The sequence below is a fragment of the Streptomyces sp. NPDC025793 genome (genome assembly GCF_055558375.1).
Genome location: NZ_JBVHMR010000003.1, coordinates 527,608 through 547,459, shown reverse-complemented (window position 1 = coordinate 547,459; position 19,852 = coordinate 527,608). Strand labels below are relative to the sequence as shown.

At 72.2% G+C, this 19,852-nt stretch carries 22 protein-coding genes and 1 pseudogene; 13 read left to right on the top strand and 10 right to left on the bottom strand.

Going from position 1 to position 19,852, the window contains the following annotated elements:
* The first annotated feature begins 66 nt into the window (after positions 1-66).
* The 5 genes and pseudogenes from pstS to ACZ4MF_RS10060 all read left to right on the top strand — a co-directional run.
* Positions 67-1,203, top strand: a complete 1,137-nt coding sequence (pstS, locus tag ACZ4MF_RS10080; RefSeq protein WP_467491531.1) for a phosphate ABC transporter substrate-binding protein PstS — start codon at positions 67-69, stop codon at positions 1,201-1,203.
* Between the two features lie 116 nt (positions 1,204-1,319).
* A complete protein-coding gene (pstC, locus tag ACZ4MF_RS10075; RefSeq protein WP_467491529.1) occupies positions 1,320-2,327 on the top strand; it encodes a phosphate ABC transporter permease subunit PstC in 1,008 nt (335 codons plus the stop codon).
* Complete coding sequence (pstA, locus tag ACZ4MF_RS10070) at positions 2,324-3,385, top strand: phosphate ABC transporter permease PstA (protein WP_467491527.1); 1,062 nt, start codon at positions 2,324-2,326, stop codon at positions 3,383-3,385. The genes pstC and pstA overlap by 4 nt, the downstream gene beginning before the upstream one ends.
* A gap of 67 nt (positions 3,386-3,452) precedes the next feature.
* A complete protein-coding gene (gene pstB / locus ACZ4MF_RS10065; RefSeq protein ID WP_071380737.1) occupies positions 3,453-4,229 on the top strand; it encodes a phosphate ABC transporter ATP-binding protein PstB in 777 nt (258 codons plus the stop codon).
* 227 nt (positions 4,230-4,456) lie between these two features.
* Positions 4,457-4,834: pseudogene (locus ACZ4MF_RS10060) on the top strand (Scr1 family TA system antitoxin-like transcriptional regulator); the annotation flags it as partial.
* 111 nt (positions 4,835-4,945) lie between these two features.
* Here ACZ4MF_RS10060 and ACZ4MF_RS10055 read toward each other — a convergent pair.
* Together ACZ4MF_RS10055 and ACZ4MF_RS10050 are read right to left on the bottom strand one after the other, a co-directional pair.
* Positions 4,946-5,944 (bottom strand): inorganic phosphate transporter, encoded by a 999-nt coding sequence (locus ACZ4MF_RS10055; RefSeq protein ID WP_467491525.1) that lies wholly within the window; start codon positions 5,942-5,944, stop codon positions 4,946-4,948.
* A gap of 7 nt (positions 5,945-5,951) precedes the next feature.
* A complete protein-coding gene (locus ACZ4MF_RS10050) occupies positions 5,952-6,572 on the bottom strand; it encodes a DUF47 domain-containing protein (protein WP_071380744.1) in 621 nt (206 codons plus the stop codon).
* 218 nt (positions 6,573-6,790) lie between these two features.
* On the opposite strand from ACZ4MF_RS10050, the gene ACZ4MF_RS10045 reads away from it, so the two are divergent.
* Positions 6,791-7,150: a metal-sensitive transcriptional regulator gene (locus tag ACZ4MF_RS10045; protein WP_467491523.1), complete on the top strand. Its 360-nt coding sequence runs from the start codon at positions 6,791-6,793 to the stop codon at positions 7,148-7,150.
* On the opposite strand, the gene ACZ4MF_RS10040 is transcribed toward ACZ4MF_RS10045, so the two are convergent.
* Both ACZ4MF_RS10040 and ACZ4MF_RS10035 read right to left on the bottom strand, forming a co-directional pair.
* Positions 7,151-7,318, bottom strand: a complete 168-nt coding sequence (locus ACZ4MF_RS10040; protein ID WP_356020627.1) for a hypothetical protein — start codon at positions 7,316-7,318, stop codon at positions 7,151-7,153.
* 101 nt (positions 7,319-7,419) lie between these two features.
* On the bottom strand, positions 7,420-8,328 hold the full coding sequence (locus ACZ4MF_RS10035; protein ID WP_467491521.1) for an SCO4651 family lipoprotein: 909 nt from the start codon (positions 8,326-8,328) through the stop codon (positions 7,420-7,422).
* Positions 8,329-8,463: 135 nt separating this feature from the next.
* On the opposite strand from ACZ4MF_RS10035, the gene ACZ4MF_RS10030 reads away from it, so the two are divergent.
* Positions 8,464-8,631, top strand: coding sequence for a hypothetical protein (locus ACZ4MF_RS10030; protein WP_467491519.1), 168 nt, complete (start codon positions 8,464-8,466; stop codon positions 8,629-8,631).
* Here ACZ4MF_RS10030 and ACZ4MF_RS10025 read toward each other — a convergent pair.
* From ACZ4MF_RS10025 to ACZ4MF_RS10000, 6 genes are all read right to left on the bottom strand, one after another.
* Positions 8,613-9,023 (bottom strand): NUDIX hydrolase, encoded by a 411-nt coding sequence (locus tag ACZ4MF_RS10025; protein ID WP_467491517.1) that lies wholly within the window; start codon positions 9,021-9,023, stop codon positions 8,613-8,615. The two genes, ACZ4MF_RS10030 and ACZ4MF_RS10025, sit on opposite strands and share 19 nt — an antisense overlap.
* 19 nt (positions 9,024-9,042) lie before the next feature.
* A complete protein-coding gene (locus tag ACZ4MF_RS10020; protein WP_467491515.1) occupies positions 9,043-10,134 on the bottom strand; it encodes a CHAD domain-containing protein in 1,092 nt (363 codons plus the stop codon).
* Positions 10,115-12,346 (bottom strand): RNA degradosome polyphosphate kinase, encoded by a 2,232-nt coding sequence (locus ACZ4MF_RS10015; protein ID WP_467491513.1) that lies wholly within the window; start codon positions 12,344-12,346, stop codon positions 10,115-10,117. The genes ACZ4MF_RS10020 and ACZ4MF_RS10015 overlap by 20 nt, the downstream gene beginning before the upstream one ends.
* Positions 12,347-12,589: 243 nt before the next feature.
* On the bottom strand, positions 12,590-13,573 hold the full coding sequence (locus tag ACZ4MF_RS10010) for an ABC transporter permease (RefSeq protein ID WP_467491511.1): 984 nt from the start codon (positions 13,571-13,573) through the stop codon (positions 12,590-12,592).
* Complete coding sequence (locus tag ACZ4MF_RS10005; protein ID WP_467491509.1) at positions 13,570-14,499, bottom strand: ABC transporter ATP-binding protein; 930 nt, start codon at positions 14,497-14,499, stop codon at positions 13,570-13,572. The genes ACZ4MF_RS10010 and ACZ4MF_RS10005 overlap by 4 nt, the downstream gene beginning before the upstream one ends.
* Positions 14,496-14,996: a GntR family transcriptional regulator gene (locus ACZ4MF_RS10000; RefSeq protein WP_467491507.1), complete on the bottom strand. Its 501-nt coding sequence runs from the start codon at positions 14,994-14,996 to the stop codon at positions 14,496-14,498. The genes ACZ4MF_RS10005 and ACZ4MF_RS10000 overlap by 4 nt, the downstream gene beginning before the upstream one ends.
* A 130-nt stretch (positions 14,997-15,126) precedes the next feature.
* On the opposite strand from ACZ4MF_RS10000, the gene ACZ4MF_RS09995 reads away from it, so the two are divergent.
* From ACZ4MF_RS09995 to ACZ4MF_RS09970, 6 genes are all read left to right on the top strand, one after another.
* Positions 15,127-15,669 (top strand): RNA polymerase sigma factor, encoded by a 543-nt coding sequence (locus ACZ4MF_RS09995; RefSeq protein WP_356020499.1) that lies wholly within the window; start codon positions 15,127-15,129, stop codon positions 15,667-15,669.
* Entirely contained in the window at positions 15,666-16,511 is an 846-nt protein-coding gene (locus ACZ4MF_RS09990; RefSeq protein ID WP_467491505.1) for a zf-HC2 domain-containing protein, read from the top strand. The genes ACZ4MF_RS09995 and ACZ4MF_RS09990 overlap by 4 nt, the downstream gene beginning before the upstream one ends.
* Complete coding sequence (locus ACZ4MF_RS09985) at positions 16,508-17,392, top strand: ABC transporter ATP-binding protein (RefSeq protein ID WP_467491503.1); 885 nt, start codon at positions 16,508-16,510, stop codon at positions 17,390-17,392. Before ACZ4MF_RS09990 ends, ACZ4MF_RS09985 begins: the two co-directional genes overlap by 4 nt.
* Entirely contained in the window at positions 17,389-18,924 is a 1,536-nt protein-coding gene (locus tag ACZ4MF_RS09980; protein WP_467491501.1) for an ABC transporter permease, read from the top strand. The genes ACZ4MF_RS09985 and ACZ4MF_RS09980 overlap by 4 nt, the downstream gene beginning before the upstream one ends.
* Positions 18,912-19,643: an ABC transporter gene (locus ACZ4MF_RS09975; RefSeq protein ID WP_467491499.1), complete on the top strand. Its 732-nt coding sequence runs from the start codon at positions 18,912-18,914 to the stop codon at positions 19,641-19,643. Before ACZ4MF_RS09980 ends, ACZ4MF_RS09975 begins: the two co-directional genes overlap by 13 nt.
* Positions 19,640-19,852, top strand: a 213-nt coding sequence (locus ACZ4MF_RS09970; RefSeq protein ID WP_467491497.1) for a hypothetical protein, incomplete at its 3' end; no start/stop codon positions are given. The genes ACZ4MF_RS09975 and ACZ4MF_RS09970, both read left to right, overlap by 4 nt.

Genomic DNA, 19,852 nt, shown 5'->3' with positions numbered 1-19,852 from the left:
GCGCTCAGGCACCACACAACTTCGCACGCCGCCGCCCGCGGCGGCTTCTGGAAGGAACTCCCGAAAGTGATGCTTCAGCGCAAGAACCGGCTCCGCGCCATCTCGCTCGGTGCGCTTGCCGTCTCCGGCGCCCTGGCCCTGACGGCGTGCGGCTCCGACAACACCGGCGGCGGTTCCAACGCGTCGAGCAACCCGTCCACGTCCACCAACGCCTCCGCGATCAAGTGTGACGGCGCCAAGGGCCAGCTGCTGTCGGACGGCTCTTCCGCGCAGAAGAACGCGGTCCAGGCCTGGGTCAAGAACTTCTCGCAGGCCTGTGGCGTGCAGATCAACTACAAGGCCGGCGGCTCCGGCGCCGGTGTGACCGCGTTCACCCAGGGCCAGATCCCGTGGGCCGGTTCCGACTCCGCCCTGAAGCCCGACGCGGTCGCCGCCTCCAAGAAGGTCTGCTCCAGCGGCGGCCAGGGCATCGACCTGCCGATGGTCGGCGGCCCGATCGCCATCGGTTACAACGTGAACGGCGTGGACAACCTGGTCCTGGACGCCCCGACCATCGCCAAGATCTTCGACGGCAAGATCACCAACTGGAACGACGCGGCGATCAAGAAGCTGAACCCCTCGGCGAAGCTTCCCGACCTGAAGATCCAGGCCTTCCACCGCTCGGACGACTCCGGCACCACGGACAACTTCACCAAGTACCTGAAGGCCGCCACGCCCGACAACTGGAAGTACTCGGGCGGCAAGACCTGGCAGGCGTCCGGCGGTCAGTCCGCCGCCCAGTCCTCCGGTGTGGCCCAGCAGGTCAAGCAGACCAACGGCGCCATCGGCTACTTCGAGCTGTCCTACGTCGGTGACGGCATCAAGGCGGCCAGCGTCAACACCGGTGCCACCGCCCCGGTCGCCCCGAGCACCGACAGCGCCACCAAGGCCATCGCGGACGCCAAGATCGTCGGCACCGGCAGCGACCTGGCGCTGAAGCTCAACTACAACACCAAGGCCGAGGGTGCCTACCCGATCACCCTGGTGACCTACGAGATCGTCTGCGACAAGGGCAACAAGGCCGACACCCTGCCCACCGTCAAGTCCTTCCTGAACTACATGGCCTCCGAAGACGGCCAGAAGATCCTGAGCGGCATCAGCTACGCGCCGATGCCCGACGAGATCATCAGCAAGGTCCGCACCACCATCGCGGGCCTGAGCTGACCTGATCCGAGAGTGCGGCCCGGTGCCCGCAAGGGCCGGGCCGCACCGTCCGGTGCACCGCCGCCATGAGCCGTCCGCCCCACCCGGTGAGCGGCTCCGCAGACCGGAGAACCCTGATGGACATATCGACCAAAACAACTGACGCGTCTCCCCCCACCCCCCACCGGGCCCAGACCGGGCAGAACGGTTCCGCGCGCGCCAAGACCCGCCCCGGCGACCGCGTCTTCCTGGGCCTGTCCCGTGGCTCCGGCATCCTGCTGCTGGTGATCATGGCCGCGATCGCGGTCTTCCTCACCTACCGCGCGTCCCTCGCGATCAGCAAGGACCACGGGAACTTCCTGACCACCTTCGAGTGGAACACCAACCTCATCCCGCCGTCCTTCGGCATCGCGGTCCTGGCCTTCGGCACGGTGGTCTCCTCGATCATCGCCATGGCCCTGGCCGTGCCGGTGGCCGTCGCGATCGCGCTGTTCCTCACCCACTACGCCCCGCGCAGGCTGAGCGGTCCCGTCGCCTACGTGATCGACCTGCTCGCCGCCGTGCCGTCCATCGTCTACGGCCTGTGGGGCGCCCTGATCCTCGTACCGCACCTGAACGGCCTGTTCGGGTGGCTGAACGACTACCTGGGCTGGACCGGGATCTTCTCCTGGCAGGGCGGCGCGCCCCGCTCGATGCTCACGGTCGGCATCCTGCTCGCGATCATGATCCTGCCGATCATCACCAACGTGAGCCGCGAGGTCTTCCGCCAGGTCCCGCAGATGCACGAGGAGGCCGCCCTCGCCCTCGGCGCCACGCGCTGGGAGGTGATCCGCATGGCCGTGCTGCCCTTCGGCCGCTCCGGCGTGATCTCCGCCTCCATGCTGGGCCTCGGCCGCGCCCTCGGCGAGACGATGGCCGTCGCCACCGTGCTCTCCCCGACCTTCGACATCCAGTCCAGCCTGCTCGACCCGGGCGGCGGCACCTTCGCCCAGAACATCGCCCTCAAGTTCGGCGAGGCGACGCAGGACGGCCGTGACGCGCTCATCGCCTCCGGTCTCGTCCTGTTCGTCATCACCCTGCTGGTCAACGGCGCGGCCCGCGCGATCATCGCCCGCCGCAAGGAGTATTCGGGGGCCAACGCATGAGCACCGCAGCCGTCACCGACAAGCGTCCCAGCACGCTGCGCAGCGCCAGCCTGCCGAAGTGGTCGCCGTGGGCGATCGCCGCCGGCTCCCTCGTGCTCGCCGTGGGCATCGGCGCGGGCGCCGGCCTCGACAGCAAGGTCCAGTGGGGTCTGATCGCCGCACTGCTCTTCATCTTCGGCACCTACGCCATCGCGGCGAAGGTCGAGGGCAAGCGGCAGGCCAAGGACCGCGTCGTCACCTCCCTGGTCTGGGTCGCCTTCCTGCTCGCGCTCATCCCGCTGGTCTCCCTGATCTGGACCACGGTCAAGCGCGGTGTGAAGGTCCTCGACCCCTACTTCCTCACCCACTCGATGGGCATCGTCGCCGACACCGACCCGGGCGGCGGCATCTACCACGCCATCATCGGCAGCCTGGAGCAGGTCGGCCTCGCCACCCTGATCGGCGCCCCGATCGGCGTGCTCACCGCCGTCTACCTGGTGGAGTACGGCCGCGGCAACCTCGCCCGCGCGGTCACCTTCTTCGTCGACGTGATGACGGGTGTCCCCTCCATCGTCGCGGGTCTGTTCATCCTCAGCCTCATGCTGATGTTCGACATGCAGCCCTTCGGTTTCGCCGGCTCGCTGGCCCTGTCCATCCTGATGATGCCGGTCGTCGTCCGCTCCACGGAGGAGATGCTGAAGCTCGTCCCGAACGAGCTGCGCGAGGCGTCCCTGGCGCTCGGCGTGCCCAAGTGGCGCACCATCCTGAAGGTGGTCCTGCCGACCTCGATCGGCGGCATCACCACGGGCATCATGCTGGCGATCGCCCGTATCGCGGGCGAGACCGCGCCGATCCTGCTGCTGGTGTGGGGCAACTCCTTCATCAACAACAACCCGTTCTCGGGTGCGCAGCAGGCCCTGCCGCTGTACATCTACCAGCAGTACGCGAACAGCTCGGGTTCGCCCGCGGCCTACGACCGCGCCTGGGCCGCTTCGCTCACGCTGATCGCCTTCGTGATGATCCTCAACCTGGTGGCCCGCGGCCTCGCCCGCTGGAAGGCCCCGAAGACCGGTCGCTAAGCATCAATATGCGGCTACCGCCGCGCGGGGCCCACAGCGACCCCCAGACTTTGGAAGTGAAGTAGTAATGGCCAAGCGAATCGACGTAAGCGGTCTGACCGCCTACTACGGCTCCCACAAGGCGATCGAGGACATCTCGATGACCGTCGAGCCGCGCTCGGTGACGGCGTTCATCGGCCCCTCCGGCTGCGGCAAGTCGACGTTCCTGCGCACCCTGAACCGTATGCACGAGGTCACCCCCGGCGGCCGCGTCGAGGGCAAGGTGCTGCTGGACGACGAGGACCTGTACGGCACGGGCGTCGACCCGGTGTCCGTGCGCCGCGAGGTCGGCATGGTCTTCCAGCGCCCCAACCCCTTCCCCACGATGTCGATCTTCGACAACGTGGCGGCGGGTCTGCGCCTCAACGGCAGCTTCAAGAAGTCCGAGCTGAACGACATCGTCGAGAAGTCGCTCAAGGGCGCCAACCTCTGGAACGAGGTCAAGGACCGCCTGAACAAGCCGGGCTCCGGCCTCTCCGGCGGCCAGCAGCAGCGCCTCTGCATCGCCCGCGCCATCGCGGTGGAGCCGAAGGTCCTGCTGATGGACGAGCCCTGCTCCGCCCTGGACCCGATCTCCACCCTCGCCATCGAGGACCTGATCGGCGAGCTGAAGGAGCGCTTCACGATCGTCATCGTGACGCACAACATGCAGCAGGCGGCGCGCGTCTCGGACCGTACGGCCTTCTTCAACCTGGCCGCCGTCGGGCAGCCGGGCCGGCTGATCGAGATCGACGACACGGAGCGGATCTTCTCCAACCCGTCGGTCCAGGCGACCGAGGACTACATCTCGGGCCGCTTCGGCTAGGCCGACACAGACCCCTCGCGGTGCTGCATGGCGGTGCCACCGCGAGGACGCAAGAGGGCCCGCCCCTGGCTCCCGGGGGCGGGCCCATTGCGTTCGGCTCGGCCGCCTCTTTTACCCGCCCACCCACCCGACTCGGTCGGCTGGAAGGTCCTGTCGGACACCCACCTCGCACCACAGCAGTTTGCCGCCCCGATCCAGCGGGCTGTCCCCGAGGGTGAGTCCGCCTCATGAATCGGCGTATTCCTCCTGGACGGACTTCCTGCCGTTCGCGGCCGAAACGTGGAAGTCCGTGCCCCGAGGCGACGGCCTGGCGACTGTACCGGCGGCGCGGATACCACCGGAAGCAACAGCAGATTCAGGCGATCGAATCCCGTACGACTCTGCTTCGGCTCTTTCAACCCGCGCTCGTACCGGGCCTTCTGCAGACGCCGGAGTATGTCCAGGCAGTCCTCGGCCGCAAGGATCTCGCTGGAGAACGGTTTGCGTGGGCAGGAGGTGCCCGGCTTGCGAGGCAGGGCATCCTGTACGAGCCGGGGCGGCAGCTTCGCTTCATCGTCACAGAGCCCGTACTGCGATGGAGAACCGTCCCGCCACTGGTGATGGCCGGGCAACTCGACAAGCCGAGTTGTACGCCCGCGAGCCCGCAAAACAACCCACCCGCCCCATGCCTCGCTCTTCAGCGGGCCGAGACGGGTGGGCGGTGGGCGGGAGGTCGCTTACAGCACCGTCAGCTTCACGACGCCGAAGGCCAGTGCGGCGACCAGCGCGGCGGCCGGCATCGTGATGAACCAGCCCAGGACGATGTTCTTGGCCACGCCCCAGCGGACGGCGTTGACGCGCTTCGTCGCGCCGACGCCCATGATCGCCGAGGTGATGACGTGGGTCGTGGAGATCGGCGCCTTGAAGAGGAACGCCGTGCCGAACATGATCGACGCGCCGGTGGCCTCCGCGGCGAAGCCCTGCGGGGGGTCCAGCTCGATGATCTTGCGGCCCAGGGTGCGCATGATGCGCCAGCCGCCGGCGTAGGTGCCCAGCGACAGCATCACCGCCGAGACGATCTTCACCCAGACCGGGATCGGGTCGCCGAAGGTCTCGTTGCCGGAGATCACCAGGGCCATCACCACCACACCCATGGTCTTCTGGGCGTCCTGGAGGCCGTGGCCGAGGGCCATTCCGGCGGCTGACACCGTTTGCGCTATGCGGAAACCGCGCTTGGCCTTGTGCGGGTTGGCCCGGCGGAAGATCCACATGATCGCCAGCATGGCCAGGTAGCCGATGATCAGGCCGACCACCGGGGACAGCACCATCGGGATGATGATCTTGTCGACCACGCCGTTCCAGTGCACACCGGTGCCGCCCGCCAGCGCCGCGCCCACCAGACCGCCGAACAGGGCGTGGGAGGAGGAGGACGGCAGGCCGTAGTACCAGGTCGTGAGGTTCCAGACGATCGCGCCGATCAGGGCCGCGAACAGGATGCCCATCCCGGTCCCGCCCCTGGGCGTCTCGATGAGGCCCTCGGAGACCGTCTTGGCGACGCCGGAGCCCAGGAAGGCACCGGCCAGGTTCATCACCGCGGCCATCGCCAGGGCCGCGCGCGGGGTGAGGGCGCGGGTCGACACCGAGGTGGCGATGGCGTTCGCCGAGTCGTGGAAGCCGTTCGTGTACGTGAAGAAGAGCGCGACCAGAATGGTCACGATGAGGGCGAAGGTGTCCATCGACGCCTCAGGACTCCTTGACGGCGATGGTCTCCACCGTGTTCGCCACGTGCTCGAACGCGTCCGCCGCCTCTTCCAGGACGTCCACGATCTGCTTCAGCTTGAGCACCTCGATCGCGTCGTACTTGCCGTTGAAGAGGTGGGCCAGCAGCTTGCGGTGGATCTGGTCCGCCTGGTTCTCCAGCCGGTTGACCTCGATCCAGTACTCGGTGAGGTTGTCCATCGTGCGGAGGTTCGGCATCGCCTCCGCCGTCAGGTCCGCCGCCCGGGCCAGCACCTCGATCTGCTGCTCGACGCCCTTCGGCAGTTCCTCGACGTTGTAGAGGACGACCAGGTCGACGGCTTCCTCCATGAAGTCCATGATGTCGTCGAGGGACCCGGCGAGGGCGTAGATGTCCTCGCGGTCGAACGGCGTGATGAACGAGGAGTTCAGCTGGTGGAAGATCGCGTGAGTGGCGTCGTCACCCGCGTGTTCCGCGGCCCGCATACGCTCTGCGATCTCGGCTCGGGCAGGTCCGTCCGCCCCGAGCAGTTCCATCAGGAGTTTCGAGCCCGTGACGATGTTGTCCGCGGATGCGGCGAACATGTCGTAGAAGCTCGTCTCCCTGGGGGTCAGACGAAAGCGCACGTGGGGTCCTCGGGGTGCTTCGGTTTCGGTCAGGCTGATGCTAGGCGCATCATCCGGCCACGGCTATCGGGCCGCATCCCAGTGTCGCCCATCAGGCACAGTGATCAGCACGGGGGCGTACCAAGGGCCCCATACCCAGCAAAATTCGTTACCATATACCCAGTAGGGGTATGTGAACGCAATTGTGACGAAGATCGTGACCTAGACGGAGGCCAGCGATGACGACGACCGAGGCCGGCGCCCCGGCCCCCGCCGAGGGTACGGCCGCCGAGGGCAGCTGCCACGACGCCCCCGCCACGCACGGCTACCACAAGCAGAAGGACGAGCACCTCAAGCGGCTGCGCCGGATCGAGGGGCAGATCCGCGGGCTGCAGCGGATGGTGGACGAGGACACGTACTGCATCGACATACTCACCCAGGTCTCGGCCTCCACCAAGGCCCTCCAGTCCTTCGCGCTCCAGCTGCTGGAGGAGCATCTGCGGCACTGTGTGGCCGACGCGGCGCTCAAGGGCGGTGACGAGATCGACGCGAAGGTGGACGAGGCGACGAAGGCGATCGGCCGCCTCCTGCGCACCTGATCACCCGCGCTCGCGCTCACGCTCCTCGTACACCCGCAGCACCTCGTCGATGCTCTCCAGGCTGAGCCGGTCCTCGGCGGCCGACGCCGCGATGATCAGCTCTCCGCACAGCTCGATCTCGGCGAGGGCCACGTGGTCCTGAACCGCCGTCCCGCCGACCGGAGCCACCCGCCTCACCTCTTCTGTGCCGTCACCGACTTCCTAGAGTAGGCAGCGCTCTACACACCGCGCATGGCACGGACGGGCTAGTCCCCGGATGGCCCGGCGGGCTAGTTCGAGGGCTCTCGCGCCGCTTCCCGGGATGGCTTGTTCTCGCCGGTGTCCGTGCCGGCCTCCTCCGCGATCCGGCCGGCGTAGATGTCCTGCGCGTGCGGCAGCCGCACCTCGGCAGGGGTGCCGAAGTCGTACAGCAGCGTCGTCGAGGCGACCGCCACCGGGGTCTTCTGCCGGCCGTTGACGAAGCTGAAGCGCTGCCGGAGCTTGCGGATCCGGCCCTGGTCGTCGAGGTAGACGTCGAACGGAACCTCGGCCGTGGCGAACCCCTTCGCCGCCACGCCCAGGGCCGCCCGGTTCGCGGCGGAGGCGCTGCGGGCCGCGTCGGCCAGATTCGCCGTGCCCCGGTAGTGCCGTACGGGGGTGCCGCCGACCTCGGTGCGGCCCGCGTAGGCCGCCGTACGGGTGCCGCGCAGCACCTCGGCCGCCGCGTACGGGTCGGTCGCGCCGCCGGTGACCAGGTTGCCGTCGGCGACGGAGGCGGTGGCCACCCGCACCCACTTGTCGGCGGGCACGCCCGCGCCCCGGTTCTTCATGAACAGGGCGCCGGGTGCGAGCAGTTCGGTGATGGGCTGGTGCTCGGCGGCACCGGCGGGATCCTCGGGCAGGACGACGGTGAGCCGGCCGAGCCGGTGCCGGTAGTCGTAGACGCCCTTGCCGCGGATGGTGACCCGGGTGCCGCCGGCGGCCATCTCCATGGAGGTGGTGGCCTTCGAGGTGCCCGCGTCGCCCAGGGTGTCGGCGGTCCGCCGCAGCAGGGCGACCGGATCGCCCGCGCCCTTCACGTCGTCGGCGGCGGCCCGGCTGTCCGAACAGCCCGTGGCACCCGCCGCGAGGCCGAGCAGGACCCCGACCGCGACGACCGTCCCGCCCAGGTGACTGTGCTGTTGCTGCCGCCGATCCATCGCCTGCCTACCCCCAAGCCGGTACGTCCGTCACGGGCCCCAGTCGTTCCGGTTAACGACGGGTAGGGGGCACCGTCACGCGCCAGGACGGGCGCACGGAGGGCGTGAGGGAAGCGCAGGAGTACCGTTGGCGTCGTGGCGCAGCAGGATGGGCCGGAGCGCGTCCGGCGGGAGCACCTCACTTCTACGACGGAACAGGGCCGCTTCTGCGTGGCCCGCTGCGCCTGCGGCTGGCGCGGCCCGGCCCGCAGAGCCCGCAGCCAGGCCCGGACCGACGCGGAGGCTCACACGGCCAGTGCGTGAAGGGCGTCCGCCACCAGGTCCCGGTCCCGCGGCTGGGTGAGCCGGTCGCGGGCGGCGGCGGGGGAGAGCCACAGGATGCGGTCGACCTCGGCGTTGGGCGCGAAGCGGCCGGACACCGCCCGTGCCGCCCAGTAACGCACCTGTTTCGGGCGGCCGTTGGCCAGGTAGCGCACGGTGGACAGCTCGGCGCCGGGCTCGGCCGTGTACCCGGTCTCCTCGGCGACCTCGCGCAGCGCCCCGGCGAGCGCGTCCTCACCCCGCTTGAGCTTGCCCTTGGGATGGGACCAGTCGTCGTACTTGGGCCGGTGGACCAGGCAGATCTCCAGGTCCCCGGCGACCGGCGAGCGGCGCCAGAGCACACAGCCGGCCGCCAGGACCAGGGCGTCGTTCACACCGCCTCCAAACGGGATGTCAGGGCGTGCCGACGGGCTGCTGCTGCCAGGCCTGCTGGAAGGCGAACCGGGCCGCCTCCACCTCGTGCCGCTGGTCGGCGTGGAGCACCCCGAGCGCGTACGCCGTCGCCGGCGCGATGCGCGGGGTGCGGGCCGCCTGCGCCGCCGCGGCCGCCGCCTCCGAGGCGTCCCGGTGCCGGTTCAGCGCCTGCCCCGCCGACAACAGCCGCACGTCCACCGGCGAGTTGCCCCCATGCAGCACCTCCTGGGCGTACCGGTGCAGGCGCAGCAGCAGCCGGACCTGGTGCCAGGGGCCGTCCTGGGGGTGCGGGGACGGGTCCGGGGACAGGCCGTGGACCAGGGCCTCCGCGTTGTACGGGTGGCCCGCGGTGACCAGGGGGAGTGCGCCGATGGCGGCCGTCAGCCGTTCCTCCGCAGCGGCTGCCGGCGGGCGCAGGTCGGCCGTCGCGGCGGTGCGGGTGAGGGGCACCTCGCTGGCGAGTACGGCGACCTTGTCGGCCACGGCGTGGAAGCGGCTGGACCCCAGTGCCTGGAGCGCGGTCGAGTGGGCGCGGGTCCGGGCCAGGGTCAGCTGGCGCTCCAGCAGGGCGCCCGCCTTGGCCGCGCCCACGGTGAGGTTGCCGCGCTCCTGTGTGGCCGTCGCGCCGGCCGCGCCACCGGCCGTTCCGCCGGCCGGGAGCGGCGCGGCGGCCAGGGCGGCGTCCACGGCCTGGGCCGGGAGCACGGTCGCTCCCGACAGCCGGTGCAGGGCCAGCAACAGTCGTTCCAGACGGGCCTCGTAGGAGTGCTCCAGGCCCAACGTGCCGGACAGCCAGGCCAGTTCGGGGCGCATCTCCTCGGACCAGTCGGGGTCGAGGAGGGGCCGGAAGGTGTGCAGGTTGCCGCTGATGCGGCGGGCCGAGCGGCGCAGCAGCCGTGCCGCGTCCACGGACTCCTCCGCGCCGTTCGCCTGGTGGCTGCCGCCGGTCTCCCGGTGCAGACGCAGGGCGCGGAGGAACTCCGTGGCCTGGGCGCGCAGATAGGCCGCGAGGGACTCTCCTGTCGCCACGTCCGCCGCGGGGTCCGTCGGGTCAAGGTGTTGCTGTGCCACGCCGGCGCCTCCGGGCGTCTATGAGCATCTCCTGGACGTTGCGCAGGGGCTGTCCGTCCCCATCGGTCGCGTGCCGGGTCCACTCGCCGTCGGGGCCGAGGTGCCAGGAGGCCGTGGTGTCGGACATGCCGGTGTCGAGCAGCCGGTTCAGGGCCGCCCGGTGGGCCGGGTCGACGACACGGACCAGGGCCTCGATCCGGCGGTCGAGGTTGCGGTGCATCATGTCGGCGCTGCCGATCCACACCTCGGGCTCCCCGCCGTTGCCGAAGGCGAACACCCGCGAGTGTTCGAGGAACCGGCCGAGTATGGAGCGGACCCTTATGTTGTCCGACAGGCCCGGGACGCCGGGGCGGATCGCGCAGATGCCGCGCACCCAGACGTCGACCGGCACGCCGGCCTGGGAGGCCCGGTAGAGGGCGTCGATGACGGCCTCGTCGACCATCGAGTTGACCTTGACGCGGACGAAGGCCGGACGGCCCGCGCGGTGGTGCTCGACCTCCTTGTTGATCCGGGAGATCAGGCCGTCGCGCAGGGACTTGGGGGCCACCAGCAGGCGGCGGTACGTCTCGCGGCGGGAGTAGCCGGACAGCCGGTTGAACAGGTCGGACAGGTCCGCGCCGACCTGCGGGTCGGCCGTGAGCAGGCCCAGGTCCTCGTAGAGGCGGGCGGTCTTCGGGTGGTAGTTGCCGGTGCCGACGTGGCTGTAGCGGCGCAGGGTGTCGCCCTCCTGGCGGACCACCAGGGACAGCTTGCAGTGCGTCTTCAGGCCGACCAGGCCGTAGACGACGTGGCAGCCGGCCTCCTCCAGCTTCTTCGCCCACTTGATGTTGGCGTGCTCGTCGAAGCGGGCCTTGATCTCGACCAGGACGAGGACCTGCTTGCCGGCCTCGGCGGCGTCGATGAGCGCGTTGACGATCGGGGAGTCGCCGGAGGTGCGGTACAGGGTCTGCTTGATCGCGAGGACGTCCGGGTCGTCGGCCGCCTGCTCGATGAAGGCCTGCACGGAGGTGGAGAAGGAGTCGTACGGGTGGTGCAGCAGCACGTCCCGCTGGCGCAGGGCGGCGAAGATGTCCGGCGCCGACGCCGACTCGACCTCGGCGAGGTCGCGGTGGGTGCCCGCGATGAACTTCGGGTACTTCAGCTCCGGCCGGTCGAGGCTGTGGATGCGGAAGAGGCCGGTGAGGTCGAGGGGGCCGGGGAGGGGATAGACCTCGGCCTCGGAGATCTTCAGCTCGCGGACCAGCAGGTCGAGCACCTCGCGGTCGATGGACTCCTCGACCTCCAGGCGCACGGGCGGCCCGAAGCGGCGCCGCATGAGCTCCTTCTCCAGGGCCTGGAGCAGATTCTCGGCGTCGTCCTCCTCGACCTCCAGGTCCTCGTTGCGGGTGAGCCGGAAGGCGTGGTGCTCCAGCACCTCCATGCCCGGGAACAGCTCCTCCAGGTGCGCGCCGATGACGTCCTCGACGGGGACGTAGCGGCCGGGGCTGCTCTCCAGGAAGCGGGACAGCAGCGGCGGCACCTTCACGCGCGCGAAGTGCTTGTGGCCGCTGACCGGGTTGCGCACGACGACCGCGAGGTTGAGCGAGAGACCCGAGATGTACGGGAAGGGGTGCGCGGGGTCGACGGCGAGCGGGGTCAGGACGGGGAAGATCCGGTGCCGGAAGAGGGTGAACAGGCTGGCCTGTTCCTTCTCGGTCAGCTCCTGCCAGCGGACGAGGTGTATGCCCTCCTCCGCGAGTGCGGGGGCGACGTCCTCGTGGTAGCAGGCGGCGTGCCGGGCCATCAGCTCGCGCGAGCGGGCCCAGATCATCTCCAGGACCTCACGGGGCTGGAGGCCGGACGCGGAACGCGTGGCGACGCCGGTGGCGATCCGGCGCTTCAGGCCGGCGACGCGGACCATGAAGAACTCGTCCAGGTTGCTGGCGAAGATCGCGAGGAAGTTCGCGCGCTCCAGCAGGGGCGTGTTCGGGTCCTCGGCCAGCTCCAGGACGCGCTCGTTGAAGGCCAGCCAGCTGCGCTCGCGGTCCAGGAACCGGCCCGCGGGCAGGGGGGTGCCGTCCCCCGGTGCCTCCTCGTAGCCGTCGAGGTCGGCATCGAGGTCGGGCTCCAGGTCGGAGACCGTGGCGGCGACGGTGTGCGGGCGGTGCGCGGCGATGGAGCCCACGGGGGGCTGCGTCTGCTGGACAGGTGCCTGGGCGTCTGGCTGACTCATGACCCCATTCTTCCGCGCCATGGGCGTGACGGGCGCGTCGGAACGTGCGGGCGGGAGCGTCACGGCCCCGTTCGGCGCGGCCCTCTCGGGGGGCGGCGAAGGCTCTGGCACGGCGGGCTTCATTGGCCGAGCGTCGCAAGTCTGGCTGAATCAATGGTTACGGAGACATGACGTGCGGGATAGCGCGGGGCGGCTCCCAGGGGGAGCGCCCCGCCGGAGACCGGGCGGGGGCTCCGCCTGGCCCTACGACACCTGTCGCCGCAGCACCCGGAAGCACGCGAGGGCGAGCAGCCCCGTGACGGCCAGGAGGAGGACGCTGGTGGTCAGCTGGAGGGGCCAGTAGTGGGAGTAGGGGTGGTAGGTGTTGTAGAAGCCCGCGGCCTTGGCGTAGGCCGCGTCGCAGGCCGCCTCGGAGTCGCAGCTGGGCATCGGCAGGTGGCCGCCGGTGCTGGTCAGCAGGCCGTGGTCGACGCCGAGCCCGGTTCCGAGGTCGGCGTGCTGCTGCGTGACGGGGGCGGTCCGGGTGACCGCCGGCCACAGGTGGGGCAGCAGTTGCTGGGTCGTGCCCCAGACGCCCGACATGAACACCACGCCGAGGACCAGCGCGGGCAGCGCTCGCCGGAGCAGCAGGCCCGCCAGGGCGCCGGCCGCGAGCCCGGCGAGGGCCAGGGCGGCGGTGGTGGGTCCGTTGGCGTGGAAGGTCCCCGTGTCGTACCAGGTCTTGGCCGTGTCGATGCGGCCCCGGCCCGCCGCCCAGGCGCGGTGGTGCAGCCAGAACAGCAGGCTCGTGCCGACGGTGAGGGCGAGGGCGGGGACGGTCAGCCGGGCCGCGAGCCAGCGGGCCGGGGAGGCGCCCTGGGTCCAGGCCAGCCTGGCCGTGCCGGACTCCAGTTCGCGGCCGGTCAGCGCGGCCCCGGCCCAGGCGGCCACCAGGAAGGGCAGCACGTTCAGGGCATAGGTCGTGTAGTTGTACCAGCTCTTGTAGCGCAGGATCGCGGTCTGGTCGTAGCTGCAGGGCCGGTCGAAGTCGCAGGCGTCGTAGTGCCGCCAGCCCTGGGCGGCCGCGTCGGCCCACGGGCCGGCGAGGGTGATCAGCAGGCCGGCGACCACGGCGAACAGGCCCGCCCACGCGAACAGCGCGGGCCGGTGCAGGCGCACCACCCAGCGGGTCATGCGCGGCCTGCCGGCGGCCGCCACGGCGTCGACCGGTCCGGTCAGAACAGTCACGCGGCACTCTCCTCGGTGACGGCTTCGGTGGTTTCGGCGGTATCGGCGCCGTCGCCGGCTTCCGCGGTGGCCAGGGCGGGGGCCCCGGGGTTGCGCAGGTGGGCGAGGACCAGCTCCTCCAGCGAGGGCACCGAGGTGCGCCAGTCGCCGGGGAGCGGTCCGGCCGGGCGGATCAGCGCGGTGAGCTGGCGGCCGGTGGTGCGGGACTCGACCACGGTGTGCGGGGCGAGGCCGGTGCCGGCCTCGGCCGTGATCCGGCGGTGGGCGGAGCGCAGGTCGTCGATGTCGCCGGCCAGCCGGACCCGGCCGTCGCCGACGAGCAGCAGATGGTCGCAGGAGTCCTCCAGCTCGGCGACCACGTGCGAGGACATCGCGATCGTGGTGCCGTGCTGGGCGGCGTCCGCCATCAGCGTGCCCATCAGCTCGTGCCGGGCGAGCGGATCGAGGTCGGCCATCGGCTCGTCCAGGAGCAGCAGTTCGGGCCGCTTGCCGAGGGCGAGGGCGAGCGCGACCCGGGTGCGCTGGCCGCCGGAGAGCGTGCGGACACGGGCCTCGGGGTCGAGGGCGCCGCCCGCGACGACCCGCTCGGCGTAGGCCGCGTCCCAGCGCCCGGGGTTGAGGTCGGCGCCCATGCGCAGCGTCTCGGCGACCGTGAGCTGGGGATGGAGCGGCTTGTCCTGGGCGACGAAGCCGACCCGGGGGCGGGCCTGCGCCGGGCTGGTGCCGAGCACGGTCAGCCGGCCCTCGCTGGGCGGGAGCAGCCCGGCGGCGAGCGCGAGCAGCGTCGACTTGCCGGCGCCGTTGGGGCCGACGACGGCGCACACCCGCCCGGCGGGCAGTCGGAAGCCGCACTCCCGCAGCGCCCGGCGCCCCCGCCGGCCGAACCGTTTCCCCAGTGCCTCGGCCCTCAGCGCCGTGTCGGTCATGACGGGTCTCCCTGCAAGTTCGCGGTGTGCTCGGTGTGCTCGGTGTGCTCGCTGTGCTCGGTGTCGCGTCGAGTGCCGTCCGCGGTGACGCGCGTGCCGGGTTCGGCCGCGTGCGCGTCGGGTACGGCGAAGCGCTGGTCGAGTACGGCGGTGAAGAGCGCGGCCACGTCCTCGCGGTCCAGCCCCGCCTCGCGCGCCCGGTCCGTCCAGGTCTCCAGCTCGGCGCGGAGCGCGGCGTCGGCGGTCGCGGCGCCGAGCGAGCGCCGGACGAAGGTGCCGAGCCCGCGCCGGGCCTCCACCAGTCCCTCGCGCTCCAGCTCCCGGTACGCCTTCAGGACGGTGTTGGGGTTGATCGCGGTGGCCTCCACGACCTCGCGGGCCGTGGGCAGCCGGTCGCCCGGCCGCAGCAGGCCCATGCGCAGGGCCTGCTTGGTCTGCTGGACGATCTGGACGTAGGTGGCGACCCCGCTGTGCCGGTCGATGCGGTACTCGACCACGCCCCCACCACCCTTTCACTAATTGAGTAGTGAAAGGGTGGTGCAAGCCCGGCCGGGAAGTCAAGCGAGGATCCGCAGGACCGATCGAGGATCCGTGAACCGATCGAGGGCCCCGGTCCGATGAGGAGACGTGAGCGAGAAGAGAAGCGACGGAGAGCTGCTGCGGGCCATCGCGGCGGACCGGGACCGGCGCGCCTTCGAGGAGCTGTACCGGCGCTACGCGCCGTGGCTGACCGCGCGCCTGCGCGGCCGGTGCGCCGACGCCGGGGTCGTCGACGACGTCGTACAGGAGACGTTCCTCGCGATCTGGCGGGGCGGGGCCCGCTACCGCGAAGAGGGCGACGTGGCCGGGTGGCTGTGGCGGATCGGCTCGCGCCGGCTCGTCGACGCGCTGCGCGGCGACGGGGCGCGCGGCCGGCTGCGGCAGGCGCTGGCCCGGCTGCGGCACCGGGACGAGGCGTCCGCCGAGGAGCGCGTGCTCGCGGGGGTGGAGCACGGGGACCTCGCGGGCGCGCTGGTCCGGCTCTCGCCCGAGCTGCGGGCGGTGCTCCAGGCGACGGTCGTCGACGGCCTGTCCACCCGTGAGGCCGCCGTCCTGCTCGGCATCCCGCCGGGCACCGTCAAGACCCGGGCGATGCGGGCCCGGAAGCAACTGCGGGAGGCACTGGCATGACCTGGCATGTCGCCGAGGACGATCTGCGGGCCTACGCGCACGGGGAACTGACGCCCCCGCTGCTGTGGTCCGCCGACACGCACCTGACCGGATGCGCCGACTGCCGGGAGCGGCTCGCCGGGGTCTGGGACCCCGGTGCGCTGGACGCGGCCTGGGAGCGGCTGGACGCCGAACTGGACGTGCCGCGGCCGGGCCCGTTCGAGCGGCTGCTGCTCCGCTGCGGGGTGGCCGACCACACCGCGCGGCTGCTGGCCGCCACGCCCGTGCTGCGCCGCTCCTGGCTGACGGCGGTGACGCTGCTGCTGGTGCTCTCGGTGCTGACGGCCCACGGCGGCCACTCGGACACGTTCTTCCTGGCCGTGGCGCCGCTGCTGCCGCTCGCCGGGGTCGCGCTGTCGTACGGGCCCGCGCTCGATCCGACGTACGAGATGGCGGTCGTCTCACCCGTGCACGGCTTCCGGCTGCTGATGATCCGTACGGTCGCCGTGCTCGCCGCCGCGCTCGGCCTGTCGGGCCTGGCCACCCTCGCGCTGCCCGGATACGGGCTCGGCGCGCTCGGCTGGCTGCTGCCCGCGCTCGCGCTCACCACGGCCGGGCTCGCGCTGACACCCCGGCTCGGGCCGGTCGTGGCGCCGTCCGCCGTCGGCGGGGGCTGGGTCGTCCTGCTGCTGGCCGCCCGCGCGCACCAGGGCGGCGGCGCCGGGGCGCTCGTCCCCTTCACCGCGGCCGGCCAGGCGGTGGCGGCCGGGGTCGCCGCACTCGCCGCCGGGCTGCTCTTCGCCGCCCGCGACCGCTTCGACCAGTCCCACCCGTCCCACCACTCGTACCGGAGCGCCGCATGACGACCGTCTCTGCCCCCGTCACCGTCTCCGCCTCCGGGCTGACCCTGCGCTACGGCACCACCCGCGCCCTCGACGACGTGTCGCTGCGGCTCAGCCGTGGCGTGACCGGACTGCTCGGGCCCAACGGCGCCGGAAAGACGACCCTGTTGCGGGTGCTCGCCACCTCCGTGCCGGCCGGTTCGGGCGCGTTCACGGTGCTCGGGCACGACCCGGCCACCGCGCGCGGCCGTCAGGAGGTGCGGCGCGCCCTGGGCTATCTGCCGCAGACGCCCGGCTTCCACCCCGACTTCACACCCTTCGAGTTCGTGGACTACGTCGCGATCCTCAACGAGCTGACCGACCGCGCCGCCCGGCACGGGGAGGTGCGCCGGGCGCTGGACGAGGTCGGGCTGGCCGAGGTGCGCGGCAAGCGGATCAAGAAGCTGTCGGGCGGGATGCGGCAGCGGGTCGCGCTGGCGGCGGCGCTCGTCGGCGACCCCGGGTTCCTGGTGCTGGACGAGCCGACGGTCGGCCTCGACCCCGAACAGCGCATGCGCTTCCGGGAGTTGATCGCCCGGGCGGGCGAGGGCCGCACCGTGCTGCTGTCCACCCACCAGACCGAGGACGTGGCGATGCTCTGCCACCGGGTGCTGGTCATGTCCGGCGGCCGTATCCGCTTCGACGGCACCCCTGCCGAGCTGGCCGCGCGGGCCGCGGGCCGGGTGTGGAGCAGTACCGCCCGCGACCCCGGCGCGAAGGCCGGCTGGCGCACCGGCACCGGCAGCTACCGCAACGTCGGCGACCCGCCCGAGGACGCCGACCTGCTCGAACCCACCCTGGAGGACGGCTATCTGCTCACCCTCGACGGCAATCACGACGGCCGGGCGGAGGTGACGGCGTGACCGCGACCACCCTCACCCAGCGGGCGGCACCCGCCGCAGCTCCCACCGACACCCGGAACACCCGGGCCGCCGTCCTCGCCCTGGCCGCGTTCGAGGCCCGCCGTCTGTTCCTGCGCCTGCCCGTGCTGCTGGCCTTCGCCCTCCACGTCACCTGGATCGTGTGGCGCACGCTGCGGCCGTCGGACGACTACCCCGTCCTCCAGGACGCCGACCGCGCCACCCAGGGCGGCCCGCTGCTGGTCGGCCTCGCGGTGCTGCTGTGCGTGAACCAGGCCGTGCTGCGCTCCCGGCGCCGGGACACCGAACGCCACTTCGCGGTGCTGGCGCTCGGCGCGTGGCGCCGTACGGCCGCGCACACGCTGTCCGTCGTCCCGCTCGTGCTGCTCACCGCCGTGGCCGTGACCGCACAGTTCACCGGGGAGGCGCTCAAGCCCGGTGCGGTCGGCCGGGGTTCGGTGGCCGAGCTGCTGACCGGACCGCTGACGGTGCTGCTGTTCGGGACGATCGGGGTGCTGCTCGCCCGGCTGGTGACCTCGGCCGTCGCGGGACCGCTGCTCACCGTGGTGTTCCTGCTGTTCTTCGGCGGCGGCGCGTTCCCCTACGCCGGGCAGGAGACCGGGGCCGTGTGGCTGGGCCCGGTGGTCACCACGATCGGCGCCCACCCGTACCCCTCCGACCTGCTGGGCCGCCCCGCCGGCTGGCACGCGCTCTACCTCGCCGGGCTGGCCCTGACCGCGGCGCTGCTCGCGGTGCTGGTCTCGGGCGGCCGCCGGAACCGGGCCGTGCAGGTGGCCTTCGCCGGTGCGCTGACCCTGGCCGTGCTGGGCGGGGTCGTACAGACCGGCGGGGTGCCGGCGCGGACGGTCGCGGCCCGTACCCGCGCGTCGGTCGCTCCGGAGAAGGTGCAGACGTGCGTGCGGCGCGGGCAGGTGCGGTACTGCGCCTTCTCCGAGTGGATGCCCCGCGTCGCCGACTGGGCGCGGGTCGCGGACCGGGTGCAGGCCCTCGCGGGCGGCACCGCGCGGGGGCGGGACCTGCTCGTACGCCAGCGGGTGGACGTCCGGGGCGGGCTCTCCGACGACGCCGCGCTCGCCCCCTCCACCCGCCCCGGCCAGGTGACCGTCGGCACGTCCTGGGGCGGCAACCGGGTGCCGGAGTTCTCCACCGCCGTGGCCGGTGTGCTGGTCGCGGGCGACGAGAGGGCGGCGAGCGCGTTGTGCGACGGCCGGATGGTCACGGTGATGTGGCTGTCCCTCGCCTGGCAGTCCGACCCCGAGTCCGCCCTGCGCAATGTCCGCCTCGACGACAGCCTCAAAGGCTCCGCGATCGTGCTCTCCCGCACCGAGCCGCTGCTCATGACGGCCGGTCAGACCAAGGTCGTCCGCGCCCTGCTCGACCGCCCGTTCTACGGCGTGGCCGCCAGGGTCAAGTCCCACTGGGCCGAGCTGACGACCCCGGGGGTCACGACGGCCCGGGCGGCCGAACTGCTGGGCGTGCGGGCGTCGGTGGGGGCGGACAAGTGCGCGCCGTGACCCCGGACCCGGACTCCCGCCCGCGCCGGGCACTGCCGAGCCGGGCACTGCCGCGCCGGGCACTGCCGGGTGCGCGGGTCGCCGCGGCCCTGGTCGTCCCCCTCTGGCGCACCCTGCCCTGGCGGACGCTCGGTGCGGCCGCGGCGGTGGGGCTGCTGGTGGTCGGGGTCGGCCGGGCGTCGGGGGCCGGGCCGGTGGAGACCCTGTACCTCCTGCGGGGCGCCGGGCTCGCCCTCGCCCTCGGGGTCGCGTTCCTGCTGGACGACCCCGCCCGGCACACCACGACCGCGGTACCCGTCCGGCGGGCGGTACGTACGCTGCTGCGGGCCGCGCTCGTGACGCCCGTCGCGGGGCTGTGGTGGGCGGCCGTCCTGCTCCTCGTGCCCGGCGCGGACCGGCCCCCGGCCGGGGACCTCAGCCTGGAGGCGGGCACCGCCTTCCTCCTCGCTCTCGCCGGGGCCACCGTCGCCGTACGCTACGGCGACGCCCCCGAGCCCGGCCGGCCGGTCGCCACCGCGCTGCTCGGGACCGCCGTCCTCGCCCCCCTGCTGCTGCCCGACCGCTGGGCGCTGTTCGTCTCACCGACCGACCCCGGATGGGCCGCGGGACACGAACGCTGGGCATGGCTCCTGACGGCCGCGGCGGCACTCTGGACAGCCTCACTCCACGAACCACGCCCCCGCCACGCCAACCGAGCCACCCCTCACACCCCCGCGTGACCGCCGGCTCCCGCCCGGACCTCGGCTGGGTGGCCCGCGCCGCCGAGGCCTCCGGTGGGGCCCCGCTGCCGAGGCCTGCGGCCTGTGGTCGGCCGGTGGTCGAGGGTGTCGGCCGCGGCTCGTGTCTCGGCCGGTCCCGCGGGGCCGGTGCCGCATGCCTCCGTGTGACCGCCGGCTCCCGCTCGGGCCTCGGCTGGGTGGCCCGCGCC